This window comes from Lysinibacillus sp. RS10 (assembly GCF_041956855.1).
Classification (GTDB): domain Bacteria; phylum Bacillota; class Bacilli; order Bacillales_A; family Planococcaceae; genus Lysinibacillus; species Lysinibacillus xylanilyticus_A.
On record NZ_CP167122.1, the window covers coordinates 4,810,210 to 4,829,286 of the forward strand.

Sequence of the window (19,077 nt, forward strand, 5' to 3'; positions counted from 1 at the left end):
TATACTCTTTTTAAACAATAATCAAGCTAAACTAAAAATTTTTGGATAAAATATTATACACAAAATTTTCTGATAAATCAATTTATTCGAACCCCGAAAACAACTCACCTTGAATGCACGTTATCTTACTATTTTCTAATTGCTCTACAATTATCCCTACATCGCAAGAATTCCATAAAATAACTTAGATTTCTAAAAAAAATAGACCCCCAAAAATTGGAGGTCTTCTACTTATCTTATTTTTCATCTGCGAATAGCTTAGATTTCAATTCGTCTTCACCAGATCCTTTTGCTAATGGAACTCGAGAGCGATACGCCGCTCGACATATTAAATGCCCTGCCACAGGAGCTGTTACAAAGACAAAGACAATTCCTAAAATTAAACGTACACTGACATATCCGTCATGCACCCAAAAGTAAATAAATGTGCCCAATAGACATGTTAAGACCGACAATGTCGAACTTTTCGTTGCAGCATGTGAGCGTGTGTATACGTCAGGTAAACGAATCATCCCAAATGCACTAATTACACTTACAATGGAGCCAATCAAAATAAGGATGACCGCCGCCCATTCAATCATTTGATCTACGTTCAACAATCACACCTCTTTCAATATATTTCGTAAACGCTATGGTGCCGATAAAAGCTAAAATACCTAATATTAAAATGGCTTCTAAATACGCCTTTGTTTTCAATACAATCGAAACGATAGCGATTGCTGACAGTAAATTAACACCAATTGTATCAAGTGCTATGGCACGATCAGGCAACGAAGGACCTCGAATAACACGAAACAGCGATAACGCAATAGATACACTGAATAATGCAAGCGCCAACAGTAAAATTTTTTCAATCATTAACGTGTCACCTCCATGATCGCTTGTTCAAATTTTCCTATGGAACGAATGACAGCTTCTTTCGATTGTTCAATATCCATTGCATGAATATAAAACATATCGCCCTCTTCAGAAACCTCCATCACTACTGAACCTGGGGTAAGTGTGAGGAGCAACGCAAGTGCTGTTATTTCCCAATCTCCCTTGAGTTCTGTTTTATACGTAAATATGCCAGGAGTAATATTTAGTTTCGGCGTAGTAATTTGTCTTAACACGCTGTAACTCGATATTAGGAGCTCCCAGTTAAAGAGCCATAATAATTTTATAATTGAAAACACACGTCGCAAATAAAATTGTGTGCCATAAAAGCGATGCATGACATATAATATCCCTATTCCTACGATAAACCCCATTAAAAATGTCGAAAACTGCGGGATCACTTCATCTTGTAACAGTAACCAAAGTGTTGCGATAAATAAATTCAAGATAAATTGCATCGCCATTATTTATTCACCTCACCTTGCCATGTTGTACCATCCAACACTGCATCAATATAGATTGATGGTGTGTAGAGCGTTTCTGCTGCATCTATTACATATGGCGCCACCCATTCCGCTCCAATTCCTAAACCAATTGTACAAGCTACCAACAAGGTTAATGGCAATACAATGCGCTTCGGTAACGGCTTTTCATCCTCTAAACTAATAATTGTTTCCCCAAAGAATGAGGAAAGAAATATTCGTAAGAGTGAATATAAAACAATTAAACTAGATAAAAATCCTAGCCCTAGTAGAACAAAATTTCCGCCCTCAATTGCACCTTGTCCAATTAAAATCTTACCTAAAAATCCACTTAATGGTGGGATCCCTGCAAGTGAGCACATAACAATAAATAATAGCCAGCCAAAAAAAGGATAATTTCGAATAAGCCCACTCATGTTATCGATTACCGTCTCACCAGTAACATAAATCATCATCCCAACGGCTAAAAACAACATGGCTTTAGCCACCATATCATGCATCAAATAGTATGTTACGCCCTGTAAGGCAGACTCAGTACCGATGGCAAGACCAGCTACTATAAATCCAACACCAATAAGGACATTATAAGAAGCAATTGTTCTTACATCTCTCCCTGCCAGTGCTCCCATACATCCAGCAATAATCGTTAGCCCTGCCATAATCCCAAGTACCATATGCGTCACTTCAGTGTTATTTGGAAAAAGTAATGTAAAGCTGCGAACAAGGGCATAAATTCCAACCTTTGTTAATAATGCTGCAAAAAGTGCGGCTATAGCTGTTGGAGGTGCACTGTATGAGCCTGGAAGCCAGAAAAATAATAATAGTCCAGCCTTCAAACTAAAGACAATTAAGAAAATGAGCGCTACAGTCGTAATAAGGGGATCAGCCCCAGCCTCCATAACACGAACAGAAACATGTGCCATATTCAATGTTCCAACGGTTCCATATAAAAAAGCTAATGCCACTAGGAAAATCCAAGATGCAACAACATTAATCAGCACATATTTTAATGCCTCACGTAGTTGAATTTTATCGCCACCTAAACTAATAAGTGCATAAGAAGCAAGTAACATAACCTCAAAGCACACAAACAAGTTAAAAATATCCCCTGTTAAAAATGAGCCATTAACTCCCGCTACCAAAAGCAAGACAAACGGGTAAAAATACATCTTTTCATAGCTCTTACCGATTGTGAACATGGCATATAACAAACAAATGGCTGCGACAATATTCGCTATTAACACAAGTAAGACTGCGAATGAATCAGCAACAAATAAAATGCCGAATGGCGGTGCCCAGCCACTAAAATCAATACGCATCACACCTTGGTCCTGAATCTCTAGCAATAAAATAACACTAATGAGGACAACAAAGCTTAATGTCAATAAACTAATAATGCGCTGCAACATAACATTTTCACGTAAAAACACAAGTAAAATTGCCGTAATAATCGGCACAATTAATGGTAAAACAATCAAATTACTCATCCGGCGTACCTCTCAATTCATCAAAATTCGCCGAACCGTTCGTTTTATAGGCTCGGTAACCGAGAACAAGTACAAACGCCGTCACCGCAAAGCTAATCACGATCGCAGTTAAAATTAAGGCTTGCGGTAGAGCATCTGTGTAAGGACCTTCTGATTCTTCTAAGAGTGGTACGTTCCCCTTTTTCAATCCACCCATCGTTAAAATCAGTAAATGCGCCGCATGCGATAATACCGCCGTTCCTAAAATCACACGTAACAACTGTTTCGAGAGGATTAAGTACGTCCCAACAGCTACTAATACACCCACTAAAACTAGTATTAATGACTCCATTGGCTATTCATCCTCACTTATACTTAAAATAATTGTGACCACAACACCTACAACAGTTAAAGCTACGCCAGCTTCGAAAAGCGTGACAGTCGAAAAGCCCATCTCCCCGAATATCGGCACATTTATATAACTATGAGCTTGCGATAGAAACGGCACATCAAAAAATAGTGAGCCAATAGCTGTGCCTGTTGCCAGTAAAACGCCAAGTGCTGCAACCTTTTTAAAATCAAATGGCATCCCTTTATGCACCGTCTCAATGTCATACGCTAAATACAGTAGAACAATGCCTGAAGCCAGCACGAGACCACCTATAAAACCTCCACCTGGAGCATGATGCCCTGCAAAGAATAGATAAATCCCAAGAGTTAAAATAATGAATACGATTGTCTTTGTAACAGTACGTAAAATAACGTCATTAATTTTCATGATCCGACTCCTCCTTTCGTGGCTTTAGCTTCGTTAGTGTATACACGCCTAAGCCAGCAATCAGAAGGACAACCACTTCTAGCATCGTATCAAATGCACGGAAGTCGCCTAATATGGTGTTAACAACATTTGAACCACCCGCTAATTCGTAGGAATCATTAAAGTAAGTGGACACTGGCTCAAAGCGATCGAAATGGACAACCGCTAAGCCTACTAATGTAACAGTGGCACCAACGAAAATGGATATAACTGCCTTAGACCATTGCACTTTTTTGTGGGAGGCGTCAGGCATTAAATCAGGTAAATATTTAAAGCAAAGAAGGAATAAAGCAGTTGTCACAGATTCAACGACTAATTGGGTTAGCGCTAAATCAGGAGCACGGAAAATAACAAAGAAAAACGCAATTGAATAGCCTAACACGCCATTCAACAACATCGCCGTTACACGTCCTTTGGCGAAAATCATCCATACTGCTGCGAACATCATCACAAACACTAAAATGAGCTCATAGGACTCAATTGTAGAATCCTTCGCAAAATCAAATGCAATCGTATCCGACCAAATAAAATATCCTGCAATTAAGGCAACAAAAAATACATATATATAGACAAAATAATGTGTTAGATTACCTGTCATATAGCGATTAGTAAGCTTTGTAGAACTATTTTCACTAAACTCAAGCATACGATTGTAGTACGTATTAAACGCATATCTTTGAGAGAATATTCGATATACAGGCTTCCAGCTGTTTAACGTTTTAAATAAGAAAATCCCAATAATAATGACACCAAGAGTCATTAACAATTCTGCATTAATGCCATGCCAAGCATGAATATGTGGTGTTAATTCACTAGTTGATGGGAATGTTGGATAAATACTCGCCATAGCAGGTTCTAAAATATAATGTCCTAGCACATTAGGGAAAAAGAAAATTCCAACTACGAATACGCACAGTATGATTGGCGAGAGTAGCATGCCTACTGGCGCTTCATGGGGTTTTTTATCCATCTTTTCAGGCTGTAGTTTTCCGAAAAACGTTCGGCTTATTAAAATCATACTGTAAACAAATGTAAAGATACTTGCCACCCATGCCACTATAGGAAATAACAGTCCCAAATCAGTAATTGAAAAGGCTTCTACATGACGAATAGCTAGTACTGCAGCGAAAAACATTTCTTTACTTAAGAAGCCATTAAAAGGAGGTAATCCAGCCATAGAAAAACTACCAATAACTGCAATTGTAAAGGTTACAGGCATTAAGGCCATTAAACCACCGAGACGACGAATATCGCGTGTTCCCACCTCATGATCGACAATACCGACCATCATAAATAATGCGCCCTTAAATGTAGAGTGATTAATAAGATGAAACAACGCCGCAAAGCTTGCCTGCGTATAAAGTATAGAATTTTCAGCATAACCGTAATAATGGCCGACTGATCCTAGCCCAAATAAACTCATAATTAAACCAAGCTGACTAACCGTTGAAAAAGCCAATAACGCCTTTAAATCTGTTTGACGCACAGCATTAAATGAACCCCAGAACAACGTTATAAGACCAATCACACTGACTAACCAGAACCAAACAGCCTCGCCTCCAAACACTGGGGAAAAACGCGCAACTAAATAGATACCGGCCTTTACCATTGTTGCCGAATGTAAATAAGCGCTGACTGGTGTCGGTGCCTCCATCGCGTCTGGCAACCAAATATGGAAAGGAAACTGTGCGGATTTAGTAAATGCACCGATTAGAATAAGGATTAACGCTGGGATAAACAGTGTATGATCACGTATAACCTCGACATTGGCTATGATTTCACGAATGCTAAATGTCCCTGATGCTACATAAAGCATTAGAAAGCCCGCAAGCATTGAAAGGCCACCGAAAACGGTAATTGTCATGGCTTTTCTTGCACCAGCCCGAGAGGCTTTGCGATGATGCCAAAATGCAATTAACAGGAATGATGACACACTTGTTAGCTCCCAAAATGTGTATAATACCATTAAATTATCTGAAAAGACGACGCCAAGCATAGCGCCCATGAATAGTAATAAATAGCAGTAAAAATGATGAAGTGATTCTTTCGTTGATAAATAGAAAATAGAATATAAAATGACTAAACTACCTACACCCGTAATCAGCAAACCAAAAATCATACTTAGTCCGTCTAGGTAAGTTGAGAAATTTATATTAAAAGAGGGAACCCACTCATATGTATGGATAAACGTTTTACCCTCGGCAATTTGAGGAATGTAGCGCGCGAGTAAAAGAAACAGAATGAATGGAACATATAAAACAAACCAGCCAAGATGTGTCATACGCCTTAGTCGCCTATAGAGTAATGGAATAAGTGCAGCACAAATAAATGGTAAAAGTATCGCAATGAGAACTGTAACCAAATGAAAACCTCCTACTATCAATTTCGTCCAGTAATTTGCTATTGACTATGTGCGAAAAACCATAGATATAAAGTCGCTTGACTATCTATTTAACTAACTGCATAATAGTGTGGCATATAGAAGCAATTGGTTTAAATACACAAGATGCATAAAGTAAATAGCTGTAAAGCATAGAGATAAACCTCGTTTCTCAAGGTTTTCCCGATATATTTTCATTAACTTTTATACATTTTTAAGTATACAATATAAATGAGCATAATGCACTGCATCAGTGTCGATTTTAGCTGTTTTAGGATACTTTTTTCAAAATAGACAGTAGAAATAACAAAATAACAACAAGATATGAGGTGGGAATTTTTATGAAGCATGTAAAAGGGCGCTTAGACGAAAGTATTTTAGTTTGTGTCTACTATGGACTTAACGGTGAACGTTTAATACGACGCGGTCATAAAATGGCTACAATGTTAGACTGTCCATTGTATATTCTTTCGGTCGATTCGCAACCCCTCGATGCATTTGATGCAGAGAAATCTAGCTACATCGAGCAATGGAAAAAGTTATCTGAAGAGCTTGAAATTGAAAAGTTCATATTACTAGATAATGAAAAACGCCCCATACAAAAGGTTATTGCAGACGTGGCAAAAAATTACGGAATTTCACAAATTATCGTAGGTCAAAGCGCACAGAGTCGCTGGGAGGAAATTACAAAGGGCTCATTTTTAAACGTCTTGTTAAAAGAGGTTCCTTTTGTTGATTTTCACATCGTTGCTGTCCAACGTCCAACTGACAATGATGCAAACGATACATACGAAAAAGGTGTACGTGCTTATTTAATCAAAGAATATGAAGATTTTAAGGTAGCATTTACATGTCCTAAATATGTATCAATTGAGGGTATATTTTTCAAAGAAATCGGCACCGACTTTGATAATGGCATTTTCAAATTCACCTACAATGATAAAATGCATGAAGTCCACATATTAGAGGGCTATGTAGCAGATAAGGAAAGACTACCTGCTGAATTTTTATCCCCATTACGTCAATAAAAAACGCGTTCCACGAGGACGCGTTTTTTTATCTATCTGGAAGTTCTTATACTGCTGAAGCTGGTTGATCCTTCGGTAAGAAAAATGCCACGAGTAATAATAATGGTAGCAAAGATACGACCATCATCGTAAAATCGATACCCCGATGATCCATTAATACACCAATTACCATCGCTCCAATTGCCCCCATTCCGAAAGCAAAGCCCGTTGTTAAACCCGCCATTGTACCAATTTTTGTCGGGACAAGCTCCTGTGCATAGACAACGGTTACCGAGAAGCTAATCATAATGAGCGTACCGATAATTACTAAAAATATCATAGCTGCCCATAACGGTACATACGGCAGTGCTAAACAAAACGGCATTGGTACAACAACGGATAATAAAATAACGTTTTTTCTACCAATCCGATCTGATAACGAACCGCCGAAAAATGTTCCAATGACGCCAAATGCCATAAAGCTGAAAATTAAAATTTGTCCAAGACGAAGACTAACATCATAATGGTCCATTAAATAAAATACATAAAAGCTTGTAATATTAGTGGTATAAAATGATCGTGCAAAAATAATAGTAAATAATAACGTTAACGCAATACCTACTTGTTTTTTTGTTAAAGGCGGCAATGTGGAAACTAACACGCGTTTTTTCTTTGCTATGCGCTCTTGCTCCAACTGCTTTTTATACCATCCCGCAATTTTACTCAACAAAATAATTCCGAACGTTGCCGCCACTAAGACAATTGCGGCACCACGTTGTCCAAAAACATCAAAAATATAGGCACTAATGAGCGGCGCAAGGGCTTGACCAGAATTCCCCCCTACTTGATAAATCGACTGTGCAAGTCCTCTTTTCGGACCTGCTGCCATAAATGACACCTTTGATCCTTCAGGGTGAAATATAGCCGAACCAAAACCTAAAAATAATACCGCAATAAGAATGATCCAATATTGCGTTGTGAACGCTATTATGGTAATACCAATAAACGAACTAGTCATACCAATTGGCAACGCGTATGGCATCGGCTTTTTATCACTGACAAATCCAACAACTGGCTGTAAAGCAGAGGCAAATATGTTAAGAACAAATGATATAAGCCCTATTTGTGTAAAGGTTAAACCTAAATCACTCTTTAATATCGGGAACATCGCTGGAATAACGGCCTGCATCGTATCATTGATAAGATGGGCAACAGCTATTGCAATCATTATTGGATAAACAGGGTTATTAAAATTTCCAACCTGTTTCATGTTGCCACCCACTTTCAAAATTATTTCAAAATTCTGTTTACGAATAATTGTCGCATACAATTGACTTTTTTGCACAAGCTATTTTTCGACAGTAGTTTAAAGGAGTTGAGATCTGTATGGAAAGTTTTTTTCATGCTAACTTTTGGGAAATGATTCTTCGGACAACACTTTCCTTCTTTGTGCTTCTTATTCTGGCACGAGTCCTAGGAAAAAAACAACTAGGTCAACTAACATTTTTCCATTACATTACAGGGATTACATTTGGATCGATTGCTGCAGAAATTGCTTCACAAACTGAAACCCCTTTTTTAGATGGTATGATTTCGCTTATTTGGTGGGGTGCTTTAACATATTTTATGACTATTATTACTATTAAATCTAAAAAAGCACGTGTTCTCATTGATGATAAGCCTACAATCCTTATTCAAAATGGACTTATTTTAGAATCTGCTTTAAGGAAAAATCGTTTGCATATGGATGAGTTAACAATGATGCTACGAGAACAAGCCATATTTTCTGTACAGGATGTGCAATATGCATTACTTGAAACAACGGGTAAACTTAGTGTGCTACCAAAGCCTACTGAACAAGCAGCTACAAAACAAGATGTAAAGGCCGATGTAACACCACCAACCTATATACCAACAGAAGTAGCTTCAGATGGGCAGGTTATTTATGAAAACTTAGTTGAACTTGAGTTGACAGAAGATTGGCTTATGAAGAAGCTAAAAAAACAAAATATCCAATCTGTGGAAGATGTCTTTTTTGCCCAAGTTCAAGCAAACGGCTCTCTATATGTAAGCTTGAAGGATAAAGCAAGACGATCAAGCCCTTAACAGCTTGTCTCGTCTTGCTTAATCTATTTTTACAATATCCAGTGGTGTAACGATGCCGATTAGTTTTTGATGTGGCTTCCCATGCTCCGTTATTAGTAACGCCTCAAAACGGCTTCCCCGCTCTACGCCTTGTTTAAAAATATCTTCAGCCTCGTAAATCGTTATGTATCTACTCACAAATTTGTAATTCACTCTATTTTTTTCATGTAATAAAATATCGTGCAACGTCGGAACTTGCTTAGGTATTTGATCGCCTACCATCACCGTAGCTAGCCAGTTTGTAATTCCTACTGTCGTCACAAGCCCTTTAAATTGATCTTTATTGTATACAGGAAACTGTGTAAATTTACGATGGCGTATAACTTTTAATACTTGTTTTAACGAATCTGTTTCCTGAAAAGCTAGTACTTTTTTGCAAAACATTTGTCCAACAAGTTTTGGCTTAGCCAGTGTTTCCTCTATATATTCAATTCTTTCCACTACGTCTATATGTGGTTCAGCAATTACATATTCTAAAGACGTACGATGATGAACAATTGCATTTCGTAAATCTGCGTAAGAGCGCAAATCGTCTTCGAATTTACGAACGAGTACATCCTTCTTCTTAGCTTGATCGATAAGACGATAAAAGGGCATAAAATCCTTTGCACCGATAATATCTCTTAACCTGTGATCTATCCGATTAAACGCTGTAAGAAAGCGATTGGAATTTTCTAAATCCAATTTTTTCATCCTCCCCTATTTATATTTTCATATTTTCCGAGTTATTTGACAAATCCTAGTTATAGCTACATTATATTCCTAAGTTTTGGATATTCCTAGATAAGTGATGTACATAATATAACAGGTGTGTTGATTAACCATTTTTATCCTTCCTAATTAGAAAGCTCTGATTTCCGCTACGGGCTACTCGCTTTGTTGCTGACGCTTCGCTTTCGCACAGATAAAACATTTGTTGCTGACGCTTCGCTTTCGCACAGATAAAACATTTGTTGCTGACGCTTCGCTTTCGCACAGATAAAACATTTGTAGCTGACGCTTTGCTTTCGCTACAGATAAAACATTGTTGCTGACGCTTCGCTTTCGCACAGATAAAACATTTGTTGCTGACGCTTCCTCCGCTAAAGGAACGAAGGCAAAGTGCGTCACGTCCTGTGACAATGCCTTCGTGACCAATATCGTGTTGGCCTCAGGGTCTCGTCTGTCTCGCTTTCCCGCGGGAGTCGAGTAGCCCTACGCTACAATCAGTTAAAATGAGCATATATTAGCAAAACTACAACAATTAATCCTTTTATCGCTCAATAATAAACCTATTTTTTCCCTGATCAACACTCCTGATAATATAGACTCCTTTCCATAACGTGAGGTTGATTTCCTTCTGCCTGACCGCCTTCCTTGGGAGTTCGATAACCCCTATGACAACATAGATATAACATTCTACTATCAAAATAAAAAAATTTTTTCTCTAAACTACTTGAAAGTTCCGTAACGTCATTTTGTACAATATTGGTAACAGTTAAAAAGGGGGCGCGCTAATTGCTTGTCATTCATGAAGTATCAAAACAAACAGGGATTTCTGTTCGGACACTGCGTTATTATGAAGAGATTGGCTTATTATTCCCGACAGCCAAAACAGAAGGTGGACACAGATTATATGGTGAAGAAGAGCTGAAAACACTACAACAAATCGTATTTTTAAAAACATTAGGATTTCGATTAAAAGAAATTCAGCCATTAATCAATGAATCTTGGGATTGGGCGGCAAGCTTAGATCATCAGCTTGCGTTTGTTCAAGCAGAGCAAAACAAGTTAAAGCAAATGGAAAGCGCCATACTTGGATTACAACATGCTTTGACCATCGAGGGAAGTTTAAATGAATCACTTATTCAAAAGATCATTAAACTTTCTACTCAAGAAAATGGGAAAAAGCAGGCATTTCGACAACAAATATTTTCTGAAACTGATTTGAAGCTAATACAAAAACTCCCGAATATAAATCGCAATGATCCACATTCTTTAGAGTGGATTAGTTTATTAGGTCAATTAAGGGAATTGAAGGAAAGTTATGATGCTGGATCAGCTCCAGTGCAACGCATTATTAAACGAATGATGGAAAAAGCAGCAGAGGAATACAAAGGTCATGAATCATTTTTAGAAAAGATGTGGGACATACGAAAATCCTCTTCACAGTCCGAACAGCTCGGCTTGTATCCGTTAGCGGAAGATTTCTTACATTTTATTGATCAGGCTTTTACTATTTATGAAGCTAAAAATAGTAGTAAAGGGGATCCCCAACAATGAGCACAGAAAGTTTATTGTTAATTGGTGGCTTAGCTATATTAGATATGTTTAGCCCAGCTATAATCGGTGTGACTGTCTATGTATTGCTTGTGGCAAAAAAGCAGCAAAGTCGACTACTCTTAGCTTATTTAACGACAGTAGCTCTATTTTATTTTTGTACAGGCATTTTCTTAATGCTTGGCTTAGATGTAGTTTTTGATCCAATTGCCAATGCATTAAATAGCCATTTTGCTAGATTAGTAATGACAATTGTAGGTGCGATATTATTTATCGGGAGTTGGTTAGTACCGAAGAAAAAAACTTCGGGATCCCCTAAGCCGAAATCGTTTAGTATAGAAGCAATGATTGCTTTAGGGTTCACAACTTCTCTTTTAGAAGTGGCAACAGCTTTACCCTATTTCGCTACAATAGGCATTTTAACAAGTAATCATTTAGCCTTTTATGAATGGTTACCCATCATAGCCGGATATAATCTAATAATGATTACGCCAGCAATCATCTTGCTCGGCTTACACATACTATTCAGACGCTTTATGACTACGCCGTTAAGAAAAATACAAGCACTTTTTGATAAAAGCACAAGTTCAGCTCTTTCATGGGTAATGTTTTTAGTTGGTCTTATTTTGCTGATGAATGGTGGTATGATTTAAGAAATAATATGGTAAAAATCCGCTATATTTTCTATTGGCAAGGCACGCTTTTTTAGTTCTCGCGCTCGTACCCTACCAAAAGAATTTACGCAGATTTTTACCATGTTTCCTTTAAATTTTCGTCATCGATGCATTTTTCTTCATCGTGAAAGTTCCAATACTAATACAAACGATTGTCAGTATCATAGTAATCACGAGACTCCACCAAAAATCAGACATTTCCATCGTGCCCCTAATTAATTGAACGCCATATAACGGTAATTTCCACGGGGATACTGTCCAAAATGTGCCGACTATTGCATTTATCATTTGCCCCATAAAAATAACAATAAATGCACATGAAGCCGCAATTATTGTTTTAAAGGTAGCACTCATCATCAATGTCACTGCTAGCACAAAGAGTAGCCAAGAAAAATACGTGAAAAAACTTGCCACAAGTGACCCTATCTCAAAGGTCCCATAAAGTACGACCGTGTAGTAAACGCTCGCAGCAAAACCAGCTAAAATACTAACAAAACCAACAGTACTCATAACGATAAATTTACTCATAAAATAAGCGCCAAACGATATAGGGCGTACATACAATAAAGTAGCCATGCCACTTGCCCTTTCTTTACTAATGTTCCCAACAAAAGTAGCCATTAATACGAGTAACCCTATCGTCTGAAATTGCCCAATGGAAGCTTGTAATAGGTCAACTGGCATTAATTCTGGCAGCAACATTTCAAAGCCTTCTGGTATGTTACCAACAGCATTTAAAATATCCATCATATAATAGTTTGTCAGTGGATCACTCATACCGAGCAGAGCAAATACAAGAGGTATCCATAAAAACTTCCAGCTGCGCCAAGCTTCTCTGAATTCTTTTTGCAGAAGGACATTAAATCCTCTCATATTTTTCTCGCCACCTTCATGAAAATCTCTTCAAGTGAAGCTGTTTGTCGTTCCACTTTCCGTATTTTATAAGGAAACTTACTTAAATGATGCAGTAGCTCCTGCATACTCGGCTTTTCATCAATGATTTCTATATATACATAACGGCCCTTTGCTTTGCCTATATGTTCAGATTGAACAATAAATTGTTCTGCCTCTTTTTCACTGTTAAATTCAACAACATAATTTGGTTCATCGAAGCGTTCTCGCACTTCATGCAATGTTCCATACTCTACTAGCTTTCCATCACGTAAAAATAATAATTGATCTGTCATTTCCTCGGCATCATTCAATATATGAGTCGAATATAAAATGGTCGTTTCTTGTTGTAGATCTTTTAACAAATCAAGTACTTCCCTACGTCCAACTGGATCTAAAGCAGATACAGGCTCATCTAATAACAATAATTTAGGCTTATGCACAATTGCTTGGGAAATACCTAGCCGTTGCTTCATGCCACCAGAAAACGTAGCAATTTTCTTATTTACATCATTGCCTAGCCCTACAAACTCAAGCGTTTTTTGTGCCTCTACTTTTGCTTTTTTTGCAGGCACACCATTTAGCTTTGCGGCCATTTCCGTAAACTCTAGCGCACTTAGCCAAGGATGAAATTGCGGAAATTGTGGTAAAAAACCAATATTGGCTCTTAAATCACCCTCCATCATTTTTACACTTCCATAGGTTGGTTTTAATAGACCTGTTAGCATTGATAATGTCGTTGTTTTACCTGCACCATTTGGTCCAATTAATGCTGTAGATGTATTTTCTTCCAATGTGAACTCAATCCCATCAACAGCTACTTTCTCTGCAAATCGCTTGGTGAGCCCTGTTACTTGAAGTAATGTCGTCATGTTTGCTTTCTCCCCACTATAAAGTACGCAATTGGCCCCAAAAGATTAACGAAAATAATAATAAACACCCACAAAAATTTCGGCCCATTTGTTGCATGGATTTTACGTAAGTCGAATAAAGCAACAATCATTAAAATAAATTGAACGATGATTAGTGGCGCTATGACTGCCCATGGAACTTTCGCTAACTCCTCCATCATACAGATCACCTCATCCGTTGTTATATCATCACTATAACAATTTTGTTCTGATGTGCATAGAAAAATTTTACAAATGCTGCGGGCATACAAACGAAAAACTTATTGTCAGCTGATACCCAAAATGTAGCTTCTCCTCTATATATTTCTTAGACGTGAGATGATTTTAATTGGATATTTATGTTGACCTCCCTTTAAAGTATGTGAAGAAATGTACTTAAATTAACGGAACAGGTTTCTTCAATTCAATAGGAAGAAACAGATTTTTGATAATTTAAATTGTTAAAATTATTCATAATTGGAACTTATGTTAGTTTCGAACGTTTTAAAGTAAAGGAACAGGTTAGTTGAATAAGGGTATAGAGTAAATTACCAAGAATACAATATTTCAAAAGAGGGATATTATGAACCACTATAAAATTGTTAAAGAAGTAATTGATGATTGGGATCCGAAGCAATTTTTACATCAAACGCCTGAGGATGAATATAACCCCGAAATAAGATATATTGTAGAGCTTCTACCAACAGCAACATCTGTTGAAAAATTAGCTGTAGTGATACGGCAGGTCTTTATTGAAAAGTTGGATGAAGTATATTCGATTGATACTTGTTATCCAATTGCTTTAAAAATTTGGAACAATGTTAACAACAGTCAATTTCCAAAAAATAACATCTAATAAAACCGATATTATTAAGCTAACGGGTGCGCTTATTCAATAGAGCAATCGCTTTTTTTACTAAGCGCCCAGGTTAATCAAAAAAGAAAATATAAAAAGCCAAATTTTTATATTTTCGGCTTTAAAATGATGTATCTATTAAAATTAGTTGTTTTATATACTGCGAGTTTATGCCCGTACTTGATATAAACCCGAAATATAAAATTATGAGTAAAGAAACAAAGCTTATAAACTAGTTTTCCCGCTATAATTGTGCCTATGAGGATTCATTCCGTTTACAGTAGTAACCCCACTAAACTCATGATAATGACCGCCGTTAGGAAGAGGAATAGCTAGGCCAGTAACTCCACGAATTTCATGTTGATGTCGATCGTCCACAGATGTAAAGGTAAAGTATCGATGAGTGTGTTGGACCCCACTTGGTGCTGGTTCAGTAGTTCCAACGTATCTGTGATTATGTCCCACATCAAAAGAAGTTACGCCTCTAAATTCGTGGACATGGACGGGTCTACCATCCCATGAAGTGAGAAAAAGTTGGTGGGAATGCTGAGAATCCGAATCGTCTGCATGATACATGAATCCAGAAACAGGAATTTCCAAATATACAACTCCTTTTTGCCATTTTCAATAATTTATGTAACTGAGATAAAAAAGGATACAAACTGTATTAAAAATGAGAGTAGTACAATGCCCAACGAATAGATTATTTAAAGAATTATTTTTTATTGAACAAACGGGGACTTTAGCAGAACAGGACTGTCTGGAGATAATCTTAATTGTTACTGAACTAAAGGAACAAAATAGTTCAACAAGGATAATGGTTATTTGTGGTAAAATAAAATAAGGATGGTAATATTATGGAAAATTTAATTTTGATATTATATGTCTTCATCTTACTATCACTTAATGTTGTCTTCTTTACATTGTTTAGAAAAGGAAAATTAAATCTTATGGTATCAGGCATCATTATGATGGTACTTGCTCCAGTGATTGGTTTTTCAAGTGGTGCTTTACTTCTTCATTTTTATGATTGGAGTTCTGGAGGAACAGGAGAAGGTGCAGGCTATGGTGGGGTATTTTTAGGATTTATAACATTAGCTAATGGAATTCTCATTCTGGTGATTGGAGTTATAAGGTGGATTTTAAATTTCGGTAAAAAGTGAAGAGATGTTTCGTTATTCAACTAATGAGGTGCGATTGTTCAATAAAGCAATCGCTTTTTTACTAACAGAGCAGTTTAGGGTAAATGGGAAATATGTTTATGAAAGAAGGAGAGTTAAATGAGCGAATTTTTCTTAATACTTATGGGTTTTTCTATCGTTGTTGCAAATATTATTGGATTTATATCCTACAAAAAAAGGAAAAGTTTATATTTTGCTTCTTTCACAATATTATTACTAGCAGGTGCATTTGGTGGAATCGGAGTTATACTAGCACTATTCATTCTTCGTGATGCCTTTGCGGTATTCTATGGGTTGAATCTTGCCTACTATTTGCTAATAAATAGTCTTATCGTATTTCTTCTTGCCATTTTAGTTACTATAATTAAAAAATATACCAAAAAGAAATTGTGATTCATTCATACGCATGCCGGGCGCACATAAAAAACCCGGAAAAAATATTCTTCCGGGTTTGATCACCACTTACATTTATTCCTCCATGACACACTGCCTCGCTTCCGTATTGGATCTTAAGATATCTTAAGACAACCGTACTTTAGCTTTATTCAGTATTGATGGTCCTTCAGAGCTATCGATCAACCTTACTCATCGGGTTAACCCTCCTAGTCACATAGGATTTGAAGTGTAATCCTTTATAGTATAGATCAATTATTATTTTTCATACGCATTATTTTTTAAAAAATTAGAATTACCTTATACCATTTATTTTTCTAATCAACATGCCTTACTTTATCGACCACCAACGCCATAGCTAAAGCGTAAAATGCCCGGCGAGCACCAGCACAGTTTGGAGATTCTTTATCAGTAGTAGTAAGGTCTGTAGCTGAACTGACAGTCCCATCTGTATTTGAAGCATCGGCTAAAACATCTAAGCGAGCTAAATCCCAAAGGCCTGAACGACCGTGCGACGGGAAGTAACTTTGGCCATGTAATGCTTGGCCTATATCAAGTTGAAGTTTAATGGCTTCTCCGACTTTATTATTCAGACTTGCAAAACCTTGTCCTGTAATTCCAGGATAAACATTGAATAATCCAACCATGGCTTGATTAATCCCCTCACCCTTATTAGGCGTTTGCCACGGATTTTTAATCAACTCGGATGAGCCTAACATAGCATTTTCCGGAATGTACATACCCCAATATTTAGCTTGGCTAAACAAATTACTCATTAAAGTGTTTTTAATAGTTGAATAGTTAGTAAAAATGTCTTTGTAGGTATTAATCATCTGAGTTACCATAACTCCTGAATCCGAATCAACATTCGGAACAAGACTATACCATGATGAAGCTGTTGGATTGTCGATTAAGCTTGCAAAGATTTGTAAAAATGTTATTGCAAATGTATTATAGGCCGGAGAATCGAATCGAGATCGTAGCATGTTATTTGCCAAGGTTACTTCGGAAAATCCATGAACCGGTAGAACCCTTTTAGCAGTTAATGAATTGTTAAAGGGCTCTTGTTGGAAACACCCTTTAGAAGCATTGGCAACTGAAGTATTAGAACCCCAATGTGTATAACTAAGAACATCTCGGATTGCATTTTTCATATTATATGCAGGATCTAATGAAGCTCCAGTCCCATTAACTTTTACATCGTAAACATGTGCTGCCATCCAAAAAGCAATGGCGTTAAGTGAAGCATTAAGAATAAATCGCTCGTTTTTAGTATTGAAATAGTCATGATGATTTATATAATCTCTACCACTTGTTCCTGGTTGAATACCAGCAAACGAAACCTGTCCTGAACTATCAAGAACTGTTGGCATTTCTAAGTAGTTTTTTTGAGGATCGGTGGATAAATCTGCGGTCGTGATCCAGTATCCGATTTGCCCCGAATATGGACCAGTAGCAAAACGGTACGACCTTTCTGCATCATTGTATGTCCAAGCAGCTGGCGTGCGGTGATACATTAAAGCATAGTATTCTTTAGAATTTAATACTTCATTAGCAAAATAGTCTCGGTATCGCACTAACAACACATCTACATTAGAAAGTGAAACATCGCCGTGGGATTCGTCTAACTTCTTAAGCATTGCCGCACCAAGATAAATAAAGCCTGCTAATGGATTAATGGTCGGAAAATTAAATGCTCTATTAATAAGCTTTGGAATAACAGCATGAACAATTTCCTTGTAAACTGCATCACGTTCGCCTGCTAGTGCCTTTTGTTGGGCAAACTGGGCACAGAACATCATTAATTGCCCAACACCCTGTTGATATGTGGAAGTATCACTTGTACCGTTTAATATATTGTTTTGGAAAAATTTTCTCACTCGTGGATATCGACCTTTATCCTTCTTATACGGATGGCTTAAAGATGACTGCTCCGTAGATAGTAAAAATGCTTCAACGAAAGCTTGAGCTTCTTGTAATGGTGTAAATGTAGTCATATAAAATCACTCCAAAATTTGTATTTTTAACTTACAAAAATTAAAAGTGAATTATATTTTTAAAAATAAACCAATTTATTATTATTGATTACCAAAGCGTGGGGTTGATTTCCTTTCTGACTGGGCGCTTTCCTGGGGGAGTCCAGTCATAACGGAAATCAACCTAATTTACATGGTATACGTTTTAACCAATATCATCCTCAACTTCGAGTAATGAGTCCTTTTTTCTCTGAGTTTGAAGTCTTTAAAAAAAATCATGAAAAGTTAATTTACTAACTAAAAAAGAAGATGTACCAAATTGGAAAAATCCTTTGGTACATCTTCTCATTTATTTATATAGCTTGTGCAAAGCATCTGCCATTTTTGGGCGAATCGTTACTTGTGGACGAGCGTTTTTTACAGCCTCTTCCGCTTCCTCTAGAGAATTAGCTACGCCAAGCTCCATTAACACGGCTGTCGCTGCAACACCTGCGCGACCTCCTCCACTTCCACAATGGAAGTACACTTTCTGTCCATTGTCATAGGCAGAAACAATTTCTTTCGCTACTTTTTGGATAGATGGCGCAACTTCTATGTCCTCATCAGCAATTGGCATATGCTTGTACTCATATGAAGCCACTTCCTGCTCCTCAGTACTTAAGCCGTTTACTCGAACATCAATCACGACATCAACCTTTTCTTGCTCAAAAGCAGAATCTGCGTCTTTCGCACCGCCAAAGAATAATCGATCCTTTACTAATACATCATAGTTTTTCTCCATTGT

At 37.1% G+C, this 19,077-nt stretch carries 23 protein-coding genes; 7 read left to right on the forward strand and 16 right to left on the reverse strand.

Annotated features, from left to right (window positions below):
• Positions 1 to 236 precede the first annotated feature (236 nt).
• From ACB089_RS23940 to ACB089_RS23970, 7 genes are read right to left on the reverse strand one after another with little or no spacing between them, the layout of a single operon-like run.
• Complete coding sequence (locus ACB089_RS23940) at positions 237 to 596, reverse strand: Na+/H+ antiporter subunit G (RefSeq protein ID WP_374964226.1); 360 nt, start codon at positions 594 to 596, stop codon at positions 237 to 239.
• Positions 574 to 858 carry a Na(+)/H(+) antiporter subunit F1 gene (locus ACB089_RS23945; protein ID WP_068986126.1) on the reverse strand — a complete coding sequence of 95 codons (285 nt, stop codon included), beginning with the start codon at positions 856 to 858 and terminating at the stop codon, positions 574 to 576. The genes ACB089_RS23940 and ACB089_RS23945 overlap by 23 nt, the downstream gene beginning before the upstream one ends.
• The gene (locus ACB089_RS23950; protein WP_368638045.1) at positions 858 to 1,340 is read right to left on the reverse strand and encodes a Na+/H+ antiporter subunit E; all 483 of its coding nucleotides are present in this window, start codon (positions 1,338 to 1,340) and stop codon (positions 858 to 860) included. Before ACB089_RS23950 ends, ACB089_RS23945 begins: the two co-directional genes overlap by 1 nt.
• The gene (locus ACB089_RS23955) at positions 1,340 to 2,845 is read right to left on the reverse strand and encodes a Na+/H+ antiporter subunit D (protein WP_374964227.1); all 1,506 of its coding nucleotides are present in this window, start codon (positions 2,843 to 2,845) and stop codon (positions 1,340 to 1,342) included. Before ACB089_RS23955 ends, ACB089_RS23950 begins: the two co-directional genes overlap by 1 nt.
• Positions 2,838 to 3,176 carry a Na(+)/H(+) antiporter subunit C gene (locus tag ACB089_RS23960; protein WP_053592660.1) on the reverse strand — a complete coding sequence of 113 codons (339 nt, stop codon included), beginning with the start codon at positions 3,174 to 3,176 and terminating at the stop codon, positions 2,838 to 2,840. Before ACB089_RS23960 ends, ACB089_RS23955 begins: the two co-directional genes overlap by 8 nt.
• Positions 3,177 to 3,179: 3 nt before the next feature.
• Positions 3,180 to 3,602: a Na(+)/H(+) antiporter subunit B gene (locus ACB089_RS23965; protein WP_374964228.1), complete on the reverse strand. Its 423-nt coding sequence runs from the start codon at positions 3,600 to 3,602 to the stop codon at positions 3,180 to 3,182.
• On the reverse strand, positions 3,592 to 6,003 hold the full coding sequence (locus ACB089_RS23970; protein WP_374964229.1) for a Na+/H+ antiporter subunit A: 2,412 nt from the start codon (positions 6,001 to 6,003) through the stop codon (positions 3,592 to 3,594). Before ACB089_RS23970 ends, ACB089_RS23965 begins: the two co-directional genes overlap by 11 nt.
• 359 nt (positions 6,004 to 6,362) lie before the next feature.
• On the opposite strand from ACB089_RS23970, the gene ACB089_RS23975 reads away from it, so the two are divergent.
• Complete coding sequence (locus ACB089_RS23975; protein ID WP_368638049.1) at positions 6,363 to 7,049, forward strand: histidine kinase; 687 nt, start codon at positions 6,363 to 6,365, stop codon at positions 7,047 to 7,049.
• A 46-nt stretch (positions 7,050 to 7,095) separates the two neighbouring features.
• Here ACB089_RS23975 and ACB089_RS23980 read toward each other — a convergent pair whose 3' ends face one another.
• Positions 7,096 to 8,298: an MFS transporter gene (locus tag ACB089_RS23980; RefSeq protein ID WP_374964230.1), complete on the reverse strand. Its 1,203-nt coding sequence runs from the start codon at positions 8,296 to 8,298 to the stop codon at positions 7,096 to 7,098.
• Between the two features lie 116 nt (positions 8,299 to 8,414).
• On the opposite strand from ACB089_RS23980, the gene ACB089_RS23985 reads away from it, so the two are divergent.
• Positions 8,415 to 9,134: a DUF421 domain-containing protein gene (locus ACB089_RS23985; RefSeq protein ID WP_374964231.1), complete on the forward strand. Its 720-nt coding sequence runs from the start codon at positions 8,415 to 8,417 to the stop codon at positions 9,132 to 9,134.
• 18 nt (positions 9,135 to 9,152) lie between these two features.
• Here the strand turns inward: ACB089_RS23985 and ACB089_RS23990 are convergent, their stop codons facing one another.
• Positions 9,153 to 9,857, reverse strand: coding sequence for a CBS domain-containing protein (locus tag ACB089_RS23990; protein WP_374964232.1), 705 nt, complete (start codon positions 9,855 to 9,857; stop codon positions 9,153 to 9,155).
• 183 nt (positions 9,858 to 10,040) lie between these two features.
• Entirely contained in the window at positions 10,041 to 10,310 is a 270-nt protein-coding gene (locus tag ACB089_RS23995; protein WP_374964233.1) for a hypothetical protein, read from the reverse strand.
• Positions 10,311 to 10,670: 360 nt separating this feature from the next.
• Between ACB089_RS23995 and ACB089_RS24000 the strand changes: the two genes are divergently transcribed.
• Together ACB089_RS24000 and ACB089_RS24005 are read left to right on the forward strand one after the other, a co-directional pair.
• Positions 10,671 to 11,435 carry a MerR family transcriptional regulator gene (locus ACB089_RS24000; RefSeq protein WP_374964234.1) on the forward strand — a complete coding sequence of 255 codons (765 nt, stop codon included), beginning with the start codon at positions 10,671 to 10,673 and terminating at the stop codon, positions 11,433 to 11,435.
• On the forward strand, positions 11,432 to 12,085 hold the full coding sequence (locus ACB089_RS24005; protein ID WP_374964235.1) for a GAP family protein: 654 nt from the start codon (positions 11,432 to 11,434) through the stop codon (positions 12,083 to 12,085). The genes ACB089_RS24000 and ACB089_RS24005 overlap by 4 nt, the downstream gene beginning before the upstream one ends.
• A gap of 111 nt (positions 12,086 to 12,196) precedes the next feature.
• On the opposite strand, the gene ACB089_RS24010 is transcribed toward ACB089_RS24005, so the two are convergent.
• From ACB089_RS24010 to ACB089_RS24020, 3 genes are read right to left on the reverse strand one after another with little or no spacing between them, the layout of a single operon-like run.
• Positions 12,197 to 12,979, reverse strand: coding sequence for an ABC transporter permease (locus ACB089_RS24010; protein WP_374964236.1), 783 nt, complete (start codon positions 12,977 to 12,979; stop codon positions 12,197 to 12,199).
• Complete coding sequence (locus ACB089_RS24015; RefSeq protein WP_374964237.1) at positions 12,976 to 13,869, reverse strand: ATP-binding cassette domain-containing protein; 894 nt, start codon at positions 13,867 to 13,869, stop codon at positions 12,976 to 12,978. Before ACB089_RS24015 ends, ACB089_RS24010 begins: the two co-directional genes overlap by 4 nt.
• Positions 13,866 to 14,069: a PLDc N-terminal domain-containing protein gene (locus ACB089_RS24020; RefSeq protein ID WP_374964238.1), complete on the reverse strand. Its 204-nt coding sequence runs from the start codon at positions 14,067 to 14,069 to the stop codon at positions 13,866 to 13,868. The genes ACB089_RS24015 and ACB089_RS24020 overlap by 4 nt, the downstream gene beginning before the upstream one ends.
• 401 nt (positions 14,070 to 14,470) lie before the next feature.
• Here ACB089_RS24020 and ACB089_RS24025 point away from each other — a divergent pair, with 401 nt between their 5' ends.
• A complete protein-coding gene (locus ACB089_RS24025; protein WP_374964239.1) occupies positions 14,471 to 14,743 on the forward strand; it encodes a DUF1871 family protein in 273 nt (90 codons plus the stop codon).
• 225 nt (positions 14,744 to 14,968) lie between these two features.
• Here ACB089_RS24025 and ACB089_RS24030 read toward each other — a convergent pair whose 3' ends face one another.
• Positions 14,969 to 15,343: a YmaF family protein gene (locus ACB089_RS24030; protein WP_374964240.1), complete on the reverse strand. Its 375-nt coding sequence runs from the start codon at positions 15,341 to 15,343 to the stop codon at positions 14,969 to 14,971.
• Positions 15,344 to 15,600: 257 nt separating this feature from the next.
• Here ACB089_RS24030 and ACB089_RS24035 point away from each other — a divergent pair, with 257 nt between their 5' ends.
• Both ACB089_RS24035 and ACB089_RS24040 read left to right on the forward strand, forming a co-directional pair.
• Positions 15,601 to 15,906 (forward strand): inner-membrane translocator, encoded by a 306-nt coding sequence (locus tag ACB089_RS24035; protein ID WP_374964241.1) that lies wholly within the window; start codon positions 15,601 to 15,603, stop codon positions 15,904 to 15,906.
• Between the two features lie 117 nt (positions 15,907 to 16,023).
• Positions 16,024 to 16,317, forward strand: a complete 294-nt coding sequence (locus ACB089_RS24040) for a 3-isopropylmalate dehydrogenase (protein WP_374964242.1) — start codon at positions 16,024 to 16,026, stop codon at positions 16,315 to 16,317.
• 317 nt (positions 16,318 to 16,634) lie between these two features.
• Here ACB089_RS24040 and ACB089_RS24045 read toward each other — a convergent pair whose 3' ends face one another.
• Positions 16,635 to 18,314, reverse strand: coding sequence for a hypothetical protein (locus ACB089_RS24045; RefSeq protein WP_374964243.1), 1,680 nt, complete (start codon positions 18,312 to 18,314; stop codon positions 16,635 to 16,637).
• A 328-nt stretch (positions 18,315 to 18,642) separates the two neighbouring features.
• A complete protein-coding gene (locus ACB089_RS24050) occupies positions 18,643 to 19,074 on the reverse strand; it encodes a dual specificity protein phosphatase family protein (protein WP_374964244.1) in 432 nt (143 codons plus the stop codon).
• Positions 19,075 to 19,077 lie beyond the last annotated feature (3 nt).